A 12,532-nucleotide genomic window follows, 5' to 3' on the forward strand; every position below is an offset into this window, starting at 1 on the left:
CTTGCTGGCGTATCACGGCATTTCGAGCGGCCTTTAGGGCCCCACACTTAAAAAAGAGATGCTGAAATAAATTCAGCATGATGTGTACTGATTGATAACATATTAAAGATAAGCGTATATAAATATCTTGACGCATAAAAAAGTCCCGGCTGTTTAAAACCGGGACTTTTCTTTTTTATTTACCTCTGCTTACCCTGTAAGGTTTTTGCGGAGGGTTTTTAAAACTTCTTTTTCCTGCAGTGCTAATTTCTGGTGCACCTAGCATAGTCATGGCACAACGGAAACCAACTTCTGCTGATGATTCATCCTGCTGCATGAAACGACGTGTTGCCGGGTTTAACCAGTAAGCCATATCATTCCAGGAACCACCTTTATATACTCTCGATTTATCGTTAACCAACGTTACACCTTCATCATTTAACAAGGTATTCTGCCTGTCGCGATAACCTCTTTGGTCGGCCTGGTAGCTTGTAGAAGCTGTGGCTCCCTGAGGATCTGTTGATTTCGAAATAGAATCGGCACGTTTAGTTTGTGCTTGTTTCTCTGCCCAGGTTTGTTTGCGGCCTGAGTAAGCATTTTCCTTAATTGGATTGCCATACTTATCAAGCGCAATTTTACCGTTTTGAGCATCTTCTAATTTTTTATTGGTGAAATAGTTACCACGGTAAGGGTTAAATGCATCAGCATCGGTAAATGTACCTGTTCTGTATACGTCGTTTACCCATTCGTTCACGTTTCCAGCCATGTTATATAAACCAAAATCGTTTGGTGTATATTGAATAACCGGAACAGTTAAATCACCCTTATCATTCAATGAACCGCCCACACCCATATAATCGCCGGGTGCTCTTTTAAAGTTGGCCTGAATCATACCTCTGGTTTTCTTTTTAGCCGAACTTACGCCCAGACCATTCCATGGGTAGATTTTGTTTTGGTTAATGTTTTCGTATTCAGTATTGCCAATTAAACCTAAAGCGGCATATTCCCACTCTGCTTCTGTTGGTAAGCGGTAAGGTTGCATAATAACACCATCCTCCAAAGTTGCATTTCTTCTCGGCTGACTGTTTCTACCACCACCAGTAGCTGCTGTTGAAGCACCCGCTGTAGTAGTTGCCGAACCAGACCTTGTGTTATAATCAATCGGCGCATTTTTACCTTTATCATCGTACTGGCCATTTAAATAAGCATCAGTATTAAATGGTTTGTTAGGTCTTTGGGTTGCGGCTGCAGTTGCATTATTGTTTCTGCCCGAGTTTCCGCCAGCTAAAGTTTTGTAATCTGTTAAGATTCCTTTTTCACGCAAGATAAATTCGTTGGCTCTCGAAGTTCTCCATTCGCAATAACGCGAAGCCTGCTCCCATGATACACCTACAACAGGATAATCGCGGTAGGCCGGGTGTCTTAAATAGTTATCTACATAAGGTTCGTTGTAAGATAACGCACGACGCCAAACCAAAGTGTCTGGAAGTTCGTTGTAATAAAACTCACGATCTTCAGGATAATTGTATCTGATCCAGTGTAAATATTCTAACCAATCGGTGTTCGAAACTTCGGTTTCATCCATGTAAAAAGAAGGAACGGTAACCTGTCTTTTGTAATTGTAGATATTCGGTTCAACACCAGCCACCTCAATGGCACTACCACCAACTACCAAAACACCACCCTCAATCGGGATTAAACCAGGGCCTGGTGCACGCTTATATTGCGTAGCTACAGCAAAAGCACCAGATTGGTTCTTCTTACTTTTCCTATCTGCATAAGGAATGCCTGTTTTACTAGAACTGTTCCCGCCTTTAGAGCTACAGCTCGAAAGCAGGGCGGCTAATGATAAACAAGTAAAAGAATATAGTATTAGTTTTTTCATATAATGCAACGGGATATAGCCTAATGGCCTTTCAACCGATAAAATTAAACAATTTTAAATGAATATATAAATAATGAGACAATAAAATATCTAATATATTTTTAAGCCATAACGTATTATTTTTAGGCGTATTGTGTCTGTTTACTTTTTCAGTGAAATTTTAGCTAAATAATTAGAAATAAGTGAGATAATTTTGGAGTTTCTTAATTACACCGCTGATTTTTTTATTAAACAGCTACCAAGCAAGCATATGGGATTTGGTGGGTTTGTATAGGTTACGATATGAAATAGCAAAGTGATGCAATCCTTAATCCCATTCAATAAAGCTTAATATCAATTAAACACAGTTGGTCGAAAATTTTGTTCGCTAAATAAAAAACTATGGAAAATTAAGTTTATAATTGAATAAGATAATATAGCTAAATTGCTGTTAATTTAATGTTTAGGTTAAATGCAGTCACAGCGATATGTAAAAATCGTAGGTTTAATTAGTAAATAATGATAGAATTCGTAATTTGGTGAAATATAATTTTTGGTTTTACGTTACATGATATATTCTCTAGTATTTGCTAAATACCAAAATCTAAAATTACGGACCTTCAAAGGATGAATTTCAAGTATATCAGTAAGCTTGCTTTTTCTGCACTCTCTATGGCATTGCTGTTTGGTAAAACAAATGCTCAGGTAACCATAGGAAATACACAGACAAATGGAAGCGAGTCGAACAATATTGTAACAGCAGTTCCGTTCCTGCTTATTACGCCCGACGCCCGTGCCGGTGCAATGGGTGATGCAGGTGTAGCTGTAGCCGGCGATGTAAATTCGGCCAGTATTAATGCGTCGAAACTGGCATTTTTGGATAAACCTTATGGCTTTTCTGTTTCTTATAGCCCCTGGTTAAAAAGCCTGGTGCCCGATATTAACCTGGCTTACTTAAGTGGGTTTTATAAATTAGACGATCGCAATACCATTGGCGCTTCGTTAAGGTATTTCTCTTTAGGCTCTATTCAGCTTACCGATATTAACCAACAGGATTTGGGAATTTCGAATCCTAACGAGTTGGCTTTTGATGTTTCCTTTGCCCGTAGCTTTGGCGAAGAATTTTCATTGGGAACTTCTGTAAGGTACATTTACTCTAACCTGGCTTCTGGTCAGTTTTCGTCATCGGGGCAGGTACATAGTGGAAATGCCCTCGCAGTTGATGTTTCAGGATTGTATAAAACCAATACCTCAATGTTTGGTAAACAGGCTATCCTTTCGGCTGGAGCCAACATTTCTAATATTGGTACAAAAATGAGTTATTCAGACGGCGGCCAGAATTTTTTCCTGCCTACTAATTTTAAATTGGGCGGCGCTTCAACCATTATTGTCGACGATTTTAGTACCATTACCCTCGCACTCGATTTTAATAAGTTATTGGTACCTACACAACCGATATACGATTCGAACAACAATATTGTAAGTGGTAAAGATCCAAACCGCTCGGTACCAGCAGGTATTTTTGGTTCCTTTAGTGATGCACCAGGCGGATTCAGCGAGGAGCTTAAAGAGGTTGGCATTTCAACCGGACTGGAATATTGGTATAACCAACAATTTGCGGTAAGGGCAGGATACAATTATCAGAGTCCTATGAAAGGCGATAGCCGCTATTTTACACTCGGTCTTGGCCTTAAATACAACGTTTTTAATATCGATTTTTCTTATTTATTGGCCAATGCGCAAACTAGTCCGCTGGCTAATACCTTACGTTTTGGTCTTTTGTTTAACTTTGGCGATAAGAAACTGGTAAAAAAGTAAAACTTTAAACCATTTCCATTGCAGTTAAACAATTAACCCAAATTTCAAATGAAAATTAGAGTAGGCTTCGGATTTGATGTTCACCAGTTAAAAGATCAGCACCCCTTTGTAGTAGGGGGTGTAACATTAGATCATCATAAAGGTGCTTTTGGTCACTCCGATGCAGATGTGTTGCTACATGCCATTTGCGATGCGCTTTTAGGTGCGGCCAACCTTCGCGATATTGGTTTCCACTTTAAAAATACAGATGAACGATGGAGAGGAATCAGCAGTTTAATCCTTTTGAAGGAAACAGTTAGGTTACTAAGTGAAAAGGGTTGGCAGGTAGGCAATATTGATGCGATGCTTTGTTTAGAAGCGCCGAAAATCAATCCACATATTCCGGCCATGCAACAACACATTGCTGATGCGATAGGTATTTCTACCGAAGATATTTCTATTAAAGCTACTACCAACGAGCAAATGGGCTTTGTTGGCAGGGAAGAAGGCGTAGTAGCTTATGCTGTTTGCCTCATAGAAAAAAACTAGATATCCAAAGAAGTCAAGTTTTACAGCACACTGGTTATTAAACTTGACTTCTTTTTTTGCTGTCTATGATTGAAATCTTAAACTACGCGCAGTTAGGTAAGAAATTGGTAAGCCAATACAAAATATCAGTATTATAGTATTGATAATTGCCTTTTCTAAATGAATCGGTGACTCGGGTATTTGAGTTAATGGCACAATTAATAAATTCATTACTGCCCAAACAAAAATGCCATAAATTATGCCCGAAAGAAGAATATTCTTGCTTAAGGCCGATATTTTGTTCGATACCAGTACAAAGAAGACAGTAAAGCTGAAAGTAATGAAATAGTGAAGTACTAAACCAATCAGCACTGTTTTAATGCCACCGGCGTAAGCTGCTTTGCCCATTATTGCACTGGAAATATATTGAAATACCCCGCTGAAATTCATTTTCGCCAGGAATATTACTGCAGCCAATCCATCTAAAGTGCCTGCAATTAATGCTGTAGAAAGTAAGTTGCCGAAAGAAATTACATTTTGGTTAGCTTTTTTCATGCATTAATCTTTTATATAGGCCGGAGTATAAATTTAACGGTTCTAATGCACAATCAGTGATTAAAACCGTTAAATAATACTTTCAATTCTTTACAAAGCCACCTGCTCCTTTACATTACCTGTTCTTTTTAGGGTACCCCATGTTTCCAACTCGCCTTTTATGGCTTTTCTAACCGAGCGGAACAAAACAATATACATTAACTGTCGCCAGAAAAAACGTTGTGGGAAAAGATAAAGCAGGTTTTTATATTTTTCTTTTTCCATTCTGAAGGCGATGGCAGCAAAAAACATATCCACTACAATAAAGATAATGTAATAGAACAGTACCTGGCCAAAACCATTGTGTAAACTCAAAATACCTGAAAAACCTGTTAGCGTAAGATTATTAATGGCACTTAGAGAAAACAAGCCGCTAATTAATGAGATGAGCATAAACAAATCTGCCAAGGGAGAAAACAAAGGCAAAATAATCTGATAAATCAGGATATTGGGCATGCCAACCATACCAAAGTATCCGTATTTTTTATTGAGTAATGTTTTTCTATTTTTCCAGAAACTTTGCATTACCCCAAAACTCCAGCGGAAACGCTGTTTTAGCAGCATATTTACAGTTTCTGGTGCTTCGGTATACGCAATTGCAGTTGAGCAGTTTTTTACTGTATAGCCGGCTTTTAAAATGCGCATGGTTAAATCGCAGTCTTCGGCAAGGGTATCGATGGTGAAACCGCCCACCTCTAAGATTACATTTTTTCTAAAAGCACCAATTGCCCCGGGTACAACGGTAATGGTGTTCAACAAATCGAAAGCACGTCTATCCATATTTTGGGCCGTAATGTACTCTATTGATTGCCACTTGGTGATGATGTTATGGGCATTGCCCACTTTAACGGTGCCAGCCACTGCAGCTATTTTATCACTATAAAAGTGGCGCATTAATTCGGTTACCGCATCATTTTTAAGCTGGGTGTCGGCATCAATGCAGACTACAAAATCGGCATTGGCTTTCGATATGCCATAGTTTAAGGCTGAAGCCTTGCCTCCATTGGCTTTGCGGTAAACTTTTACCTGCGGGTGGTTTCCAAACTGTTCGTTAATAATTTCGAAGGTTTTATCTTTCGAACCATCATCGACAAAAATCAGCTCAAAATCTGGATAGGTAGTTTTTAAAAGGCTGTTGATGGTTTGTACAGCTGTAACTTCTTCATTATATGCGGGAATAATAATACTCACCTTTTCGGTCGGATTTTGCACCAGCTTACCGGCATTTTGTTTAGTTTTTTTCTGCTGCCTGATGGCCAGGTAAGCAATAAACAGAGTTCTTAATATAGCCAGTACAATCGCTACCGAAAAGATGATATTCAAGGTCATGTTTCCGTAGTAAAAGAAATTGATGAAAAAATAATCACCAGATCCTGAAAAACCGCTATTGGCTGTTGATTTAACAGCAGGCATTAGTTCTGAACGTTTTTTGCCCATTAAATCGCCAACAGTTGTAAAAGTATAGCCTTTTGCTTTAAAGAATTTGATGATCCTTGGTAATGCTGCTACAGTGGCCTCGCGGTTACCACCAGCATCATGTAGCAGAAGAATATTGCCATTATCTTGCTGTTTTACCACCTCATTAAAAATCTGATCAGCAGTTTTTCCGGGTTCCCAATCTTCAGGGTCGATAAATTCGCCAATATTGATATAATTTTCTTTACGGCTTTGCGCAACCGGTAATATCTCAGAGATGTTCTGTGGTTCGGCATCGGCATTAAATGGTGCACGAAACAAAATGGTACTGTGACCAGTAACCGCCTCAATGAGCCTGCGGGTAGCATTCAGTTCAAATTTTACACGTCGGGGTCCAATGGCCGACATATCTGGGTGGAAAAAGGTATGATTCCCAATTTCGTAACCATCGTTATATTCCTGCCTCAACAACTCCATGTTCTGCTCGGCCATAATGCCAACCACAAAAAAACAACCCGGAACTTTTTCTTTTTTAAGGATATTGAGTACCTGCGGCGTGTAAACCGGATCGGGTCCATCATCAAATGTCAGTGCAATTTTCTTATCAGCCTCACCAAATCTTTTAATTACATACTGTTCGGGTAAACGGGTATATTGCTGATTGGCAATAGAAAAATTAGCTGGGTTGAGCGTAAATTTAACCATACCCGGTTGAGGTGTCGAAATCAGATCAAGAATCTCTCCATTGCCGATGTAAGAAATTCCACCCATGTTTAGCGAAGCTATTTTACGTAGGTCGAAAGGTTTTTTCTTTAATGTGTCCAAACTCAAATCGTTCGAAATAAAGCTCCATAAGCGTTTATCTTCCGAGCCTAAGCGCCAAAGCGCAATGCCGGCAATATCCCAATCATCAGCTTTACGGATTAAATTAAAGTAGGTGGCCGCATCAGTAAAATACACGTTGTGTTTTATCCCGCTACCATCACTGTAGCTGTAGTTTAAGTTGGCCGATTCCGGATCGAAATTGATTTTGCTTTTGTAGTTTACAGCATTGATCATGGCCTCTTCGTAAGTTACTGACTTGCCTACACTATTTTGCGGCCAATCATAACCATAACAGGCGAGGGCCAGAATCACTTTATTGGCATCAACTTTACTGCAAATATTATCCAGTTTTTCTTCTACCCATTCCTGATGTGAAATGTCGCCGGCATTACTTTGCTCGGTATGCTGATCGTAAGCCATTAACACAATGTAGTCGTTGTATTTTTGAAGAATTTCTGGTTTATAATCATCATTTTCTGGTGAAATATCCTGCGAAACAATCAACTTTTGAGCATGAAACTCGGTGTAAAGATTTTTCATGAAAGCATTAAAGCTATCGCTGTTTTCGAGGTTAAGCTCTTCGAAATCGATGTTAATACCTTTATAGCCATACTTTTTAGTAATGGTGATTAAATCGCTAATTAATTTTTGCTGCGCCGGCTGGTTATTTAACAGGCGTTTTACCGCTGCTCCATCCCAATGGTCTTTATTATAGTTTGAAACTACGGCAATGGCCGATTTTTTAGCAGCATGGATTACTTTTAATGCCGCAGTATCGGCTTTATCAACAATCGAATCGCCATTTAAAAAGAACGATTCTGTAGCCACCATGTCTAAATGACTGATGTTTCTTTTTAAATCTGATATCGATGTTTCTTTAATTCCTGCCCAGCTTACATAAAAGGCCATGTTAATACGTTTGCTGTTACCGCGGTGGGTTAAAATCCGGCGTTCACGGTCTCTTTTAATTTTCTCGAGTTGCGACTTTTCTATCGAAAAAGCTTTGTATTGTTGCGATTTCTTTAGCTTATCTAACTGCTTTTGCGTTAAAGGCGTGTTGGTGTTAATAAAAGGTAAATTCGGTGCCTGTACCGAAGATAGGGTGTACACTACGCAGATAATTGCGATGATGAAGACTAAAAAGAAAGTGCGGCTTACCCATGTAAAAGTGTTCCAGCGGGTTTTAGTCTCAGTTTGAAATATTTGTTTTCCGGACATTTTTTCTGTTCTGATTTATAGTCAAATGTCATTAACGAATATGAAGATTATGTGAAAATAATTCGGGATGATGCCTGCGATCGTTAATTTATTCTAATTTACTCTTTTTAAGGATAATGCAGAAAGTTTGAGGTGAAATTTAAGGCATAAAAAAACCGGCACATTTTACAAAATGCCGGCTTATTATAGAAATGCTGATTAAGTTCAGCAAGACGGATTATTTTATTCTTCTAAATACCCAAACCTGCCCTGGTTATAATCTTCAATGGCTTGCTGTATTTCGGCTTCTGTATTCATCAGAAACGGGCCATATTGAACAATGGATTCATTTATAGGCTCACCACTTAATATCAAAATTACACTGTTTTCTAAAGCTTCGATTTCAATTTCAGTTCCATCATTTTTAAAATGAACGAAGCTATCTACAGGGGCATTTTCACTGCCATTTACTTTTATGCCACCTTCAATTATCACAAAGCCAGTATTAAAATTAGCAGGGAAATTAAAAATCGCCTTAGCTCCTTTATTTAAACGGGCATTGTACACTTCAATGGGGGTAAACGTATGGGCACTTCCTTTTATACCTTTGTAATTACCTGCTATGATTTCGATTTTACCTCCGTTTCCAGGTAAATCGAAATGGGCCATAGCGGCTTGTTTTATCGCCTGATAGCCGGGTTTCCCCATTTTATGTTTTGCAGGCAAATTTACCCAAAGCTGAACCATCTGGAACGGACCTCCGGTTAAGCTGTATTGTTCTTCGTGATATTCTTTATGTAATACGCCGCCTGCAGCTGTCATCCATTGTACATCACCGGGATAGATTACGCCGCTATTGCCTGAGCTATCGTGATGCGCAACTGCACCGTGATACGCAATGGTTACTGTTTCAAAACCCCTGTGCGGATGTACGCCTACACCCCGAGGTTCTTTTCGGGCCGAAAATTCGATTTTTGAACCGTAATCCATTAAAAAAAATGGGCTCATATCGATCTCGTATCCGCTTGGGAAAAAATTGTGCACCCTAAAACCATCGCCCACCATGTGTGGAGCAGGTGCTTTAAGTATGTTTTTTATTTGTTTTGTGTCCATTACCTTCTAATTTTTAATAAGGCATGGCGCATAGCGCAGGGAGCGCTTTAAAAAGCTCCATGCACTTTGCTCTATGCTAAATTATGCTTGTTTCACGAATTGCAATTCACCTAAAATGCGCACTTCTTCACTTACCATTACACCTCCGGTTTCTAAAGCTGCATTCCAGGTTAAGCCAAATTCGCTACGGTTAATTTTTCCGCTTAAAGTAAAACCTGCTTTTGTATTTCCCCATGGATCAGTAGCAATGCCACCAAACTCTGCAGTTAGTTTTACAGATTTAGTTTCACCTTTAATGGTTAAGTCGCCATTAACGATGTAATCGTTGCCATCTTTTTTTACTGAGTTAGATTTAAATTCGATGTGTGCAAATTGTTCTGCGTCGAAAAAATCTCCGCTTTTTAAATGATTATCACGGTCTGTATTCCCGGTATCGATTGAACTGATATCGCCTTTGAAAGAAATTTCTGCATTTTCAAACTCATCACCTTCTGATGATAATTCTGCTGAGAAAGATTTTAAACTGCCGGTTACAGTAGTAATCATTAAGTGCTTTACTTTAAATTGTAATTCGCTGTGGGTTGGATCTAAAGTCCATTTTGTAGTTGCCATATTTTTGTTTTTTGAGATGTTTAATATTTACAACACAAAAGTACAGCCTAGGCTTTACCTGCAAATTGATGTATGATAAGTAATTAGGGGGAGGGAATGATTGAATGAGAGCAGGATTGAATTAGAGAGGGGTTGAATGATTTAAAGCTGGAATGTTAGCTTGGCTAAATCATTCATCATTCAAAATTCAGTCATTTGTTTATTTGTTGGTGGGTCGAAAAGTTGGAATGTTGAAAGGTTAGTTTATCGAATCATTCAATAACTCCTTCATTCAAAATTTCTCAGGGTTTAAAATGTTTATTGGCCAGTTCTTTTCTCACGCGACTTAACGATTCAGGTGTAATACCAAGATAAGAGGCAATCATCCACTGTGGTACGCGCAAAGTAAGATTGGGGTAAAGCTTAATGAAATCGAGGTACCTTTCTTCTGCGGTAGCGCTTAATAACATGTTAATTCTTTTCTGCATAAAGCGGATCGAATTATTGAGCAACCTGATTTGCATGGGTTGTAGGCACGGCACTTTATTGGCCGCCTGTTCCATAAAATCGTTAGGCATCAATACGGCCTCTGTTGCCTCAATGGCATCAATAAAAAATATCGATGGCTCATTATTCATGTTATTCCGGTCTGAGATGAGCCAGTTTTCGGGGGCAAACTGTAAAATATGTTCTTTGCCTTTTATATCGATAGAGTAGGCCCTTAATAAACCTTTACCCACAAAGAAACCATGTTTGAGGTTATCGCCAGTATATTGAAGGATTTCGTTTTTTTCGAATTTCTTTACTTTTAACCCAGCTGAAATACTTTCAAACTGCTCATCAGTAATTTCTATTTTTTCTTGCAGGTACTTCTGGAACTGAAGGATCATAAAAAGAGGATGCTACTTTTTTACAGGTTTAATATCCGAAAAATCTACACCACATTTGCAATTACCACCGCAGCCATCCTTTTTTACCTGCACCGATTTAAAAACCAAACGGCCAACATATACCAATGCTACCGCAAAAAGTAAAAAGACTAAAATCGTTTGAATATCCATAATACAAATATAAGGGCTTTTGGGGTTTGGGTGTTCAATTGAATGTAAATTAATAGTTTTTTACCACAAAGTACACAGCATTTTACACCGAGTGCATGGAGCAATTTTACTGGCCATTAACCACTAATCTTTTTGACCACTATAGATCATTAGCCACAGATTCATGGAAAACACGGAGAGATTTATATCCGATGCTTTTTAAGTACTACTTATATTCATGTTGACACAAACCCCGGCTTTAGCTCTGTGTTACCTCTGTGCTTTTGCTTTGTGGGCTCTGTGGTTAAATTGCGGCTAATGCTATACCTCCATAAATCCAATTGTACCACCAACCCAATCAAAATCGGCATTGTAGCGTACGCCAATCATTTTTCCTCTACTTAAACGCGCCAGGTTTATACATAATTGTGGTTCGCCTCCATCCGGCCACAAGTACATCATCCTGATTTCAGCTTTTACACCTCCATCAGGTGCCTGCACCGCAGGCTCATAGTTTACTTTTCTCTGTAAAATCCAGTTTTCGGGGTCTTTAATGCTTGTAATGTCCGTAGCACTCACATCAATGATTACACCCATCCCCGCAAAAGAGAATAAAGGTTTAAGCACGTAGTTTTCTAAATCGGCTGGAATGGTTTCTACTTCGTTTAAAAAGCGGGTTTCGGGTACAAATTCGCTCTTTAAAAAAGGCATGGTGTATTTACTAATGCGGTAAAACCAGTTTGGATGTGTTACCCATTCAATATCCAGTTCTTCGCGTGGATCGAAACTGTTTTTGAAAATTTCGGTATCGTTAGCCACTTCATCAAATATAAGCCGGTTATAAATCCTTTTAAGCTGGACCTGTTTGCCGTTTTCTTCATAAAATAATTGCTTGCCAACTTTTTTAATGTCTTCCAAAGCCAAAATTTTAATGCCCAGCATCTTTTGTGTAACGAAAAAATCGATAGCTGTTTTTTGGTTTGGTGCATCAACATCCATCAGTGTTACTTCATCAGGCTGATGTTTGCCTATAATTACTTCCTTCAGCAAAGCAATATACTTTTCTTCGTTAAAACCGTTTAAGAAATGATTTACGGTATCGTTTATCTCAAAACTGCTTTTAAAAGTTTTAGCCAGATGGTGCTGAAAGCCATATAAAGATGGAAAGCCCTGCATTTCGATTAGCATAGGCGTAAGTGCCCCGGCCTCGTTTTTACAGATGCCGAAATCGAAAGTTAAGAAGTGAGGCTGTTCATTTTCATTGGGCACCTTCCAGTCTGCCGGAATTGCTTTTTGGGTTAGTGCTTTAAAGTTGGGCTGCTTAATGAGCTTAATGATTTCTTCTCCAGCAGCAATCAATTTTTCCTTTAATGCCTGTGGAACAAAAATTGGGGTTTCTGCAACGCGGAAAGGAATTTCGGGGTAACCTTCACCAAGCTGGGTTAAAAATGCCTGATACTTTTCTGTCGTAAATTGTTGATTGTACTTTTGGCGTTGTGCAGGTATCATAGGTTTTATTTGATTTTTGTTGTCTAAAACGTGATTTCGATCCGATAGCTACCGGATGAAGCATCGCGGATCAGAGAAA

The 12,532-nt window shown here is 38.8% G+C and carries 10 protein-coding genes; 2 read left to right on the top strand and 8 right to left on the bottom strand.

Annotated features, from left to right (window positions below; translation table 11 throughout):
• Positions 1–175: 175 nt before the first annotated feature.
• A complete protein-coding gene (locus G7074_RS11730) occupies positions 176–1,864 on the bottom strand; it encodes an SUMF1/EgtB/PvdO family nonheme iron enzyme (RefSeq protein ID WP_124558015.1) in 1,689 nt (562 codons plus the stop codon).
• Between the two features lie 606 nt (positions 1,865–2,470).
• On the opposite strand from G7074_RS11730, the gene porV reads away from it, so the two are divergent.
• A complete protein-coding gene (gene porV / locus G7074_RS11735) occupies positions 2,471–3,661 on the top strand; it encodes a type IX secretion system outer membrane channel protein PorV (protein ID WP_124558014.1) in 1,191 nt (396 codons plus the stop codon).
• A gap of 48 nt (positions 3,662–3,709) precedes the next feature.
• A complete protein-coding gene (ispF, locus tag G7074_RS11740) occupies positions 3,710–4,189 on the top strand; it encodes a 2-C-methyl-D-erythritol 2,4-cyclodiphosphate synthase (RefSeq protein WP_124558013.1) in 480 nt (159 codons plus the stop codon).
• Between the two features lie 63 nt (positions 4,190–4,252).
• Here the strand turns inward: ispF and G7074_RS11745 are convergent, their stop codons facing one another.
• From G7074_RS11745 to G7074_RS11775, 7 genes are all read right to left on the bottom strand, one after another.
• Positions 4,253–4,723 (bottom strand): DUF1440 domain-containing protein, encoded by a 471-nt coding sequence (locus G7074_RS11745; RefSeq protein WP_124558012.1) that lies wholly within the window; start codon positions 4,721–4,723, stop codon positions 4,253–4,255.
• Between the two features lie 90 nt (positions 4,724–4,813).
• Positions 4,814–8,221, bottom strand: coding sequence for a glycosyltransferase (locus G7074_RS11750; RefSeq protein WP_124558011.1), 3,408 nt, complete (start codon positions 8,219–8,221; stop codon positions 4,814–4,816).
• A gap of 222 nt (positions 8,222–8,443) precedes the next feature.
• Positions 8,444–9,313, bottom strand: a complete 870-nt coding sequence (locus G7074_RS11755; protein WP_124558010.1) for a pirin family protein — start codon at positions 9,311–9,313, stop codon at positions 8,444–8,446.
• Between the two features lie 81 nt (positions 9,314–9,394).
• Positions 9,395–9,925 (bottom strand): YceI family protein, encoded by a 531-nt coding sequence (locus G7074_RS11760; protein ID WP_124558009.1) that lies wholly within the window; start codon positions 9,923–9,925, stop codon positions 9,395–9,397.
• Between the two features lie 281 nt (positions 9,926–10,206).
• Complete coding sequence (locus G7074_RS11765; protein WP_124558008.1) at positions 10,207–10,794, bottom strand: Crp/Fnr family transcriptional regulator; 588 nt, start codon at positions 10,792–10,794, stop codon at positions 10,207–10,209.
• Between the two features lie 12 nt (positions 10,795–10,806).
• Complete coding sequence (locus tag G7074_RS11770; RefSeq protein WP_166208511.1) at positions 10,807–10,965, bottom strand: FeoB-associated Cys-rich membrane protein; 159 nt, start codon at positions 10,963–10,965, stop codon at positions 10,807–10,809.
• A gap of 300 nt (positions 10,966–11,265) precedes the next feature.
• The gene (locus tag G7074_RS11775) at positions 11,266–12,453 is read right to left on the bottom strand and encodes a hypothetical protein (protein WP_124558006.1); all 1,188 of its coding nucleotides are present in this window, start codon (positions 12,451–12,453) and stop codon (positions 11,266–11,268) included.
• Between the last annotated feature and the right edge of the window lie 79 nt (positions 12,454–12,532).

This window comes from Pedobacter sp. HDW13, assembly GCF_011303555.1.
GTDB lineage: Bacteria > Bacteroidota > Bacteroidia > Sphingobacteriales > Sphingobacteriaceae > Pedobacter.

Coding starts and splice junctions, on each gene's coding strand:
- G7074_RS11770 (WP_166208511.1), bottom strand. CDS start 10,965: ATGGATATTCAAACGATTTTAGTCTTTTTACTTTTTGCGGTAGCATTG.
- G7074_RS11730 (WP_124558015.1), bottom strand. CDS start 1,864: ATGAAAAAACTAATACTATATTCTTTTACTTGTTTATCATTAGCCGCC.
- ispF (WP_124558013.1), top strand. CDS start 3,710: ATGAAAATTAGAGTAGGCTTCGGATTTGATGTTCACCAGTTAAAAGAT.
- porV (WP_124558014.1), top strand. CDS start 2,471: ATGAATTTCAAGTATATCAGTAAGCTTGCTTTTTCTGCACTCTCTATG.
- G7074_RS11775 (WP_124558006.1), bottom strand. CDS start 12,453: ATGATACCTGCACAACGCCAAAAGTACAATCAACAATTTACGACAGAA.
- G7074_RS11765 (WP_124558008.1), bottom strand. CDS start 10,794: ATGATCCTTCAGTTCCAGAAGTACCTGCAAGAAAAAATAGAAATTACT.
- G7074_RS11745 (WP_124558012.1), bottom strand. CDS start 4,723: ATGAAAAAAGCTAACCAAAATGTAATTTCTTTCGGCAACTTACTTTCT.
- G7074_RS11750 (WP_124558011.1), bottom strand. CDS start 8,221: ATGTCCGGAAAACAAATATTTCAAACTGAGACTAAAACCCGCTGGAAC.
- G7074_RS11760 (WP_124558009.1), bottom strand. CDS start 9,925: ATGGCAACTACAAAATGGACTTTAGATCCAACCCACAGCGAATTACAA.
- G7074_RS11755 (WP_124558010.1), bottom strand. CDS start 9,313: ATGGACACAAAACAAATAAAAAACATACTTAAAGCACCTGCTCCACAC.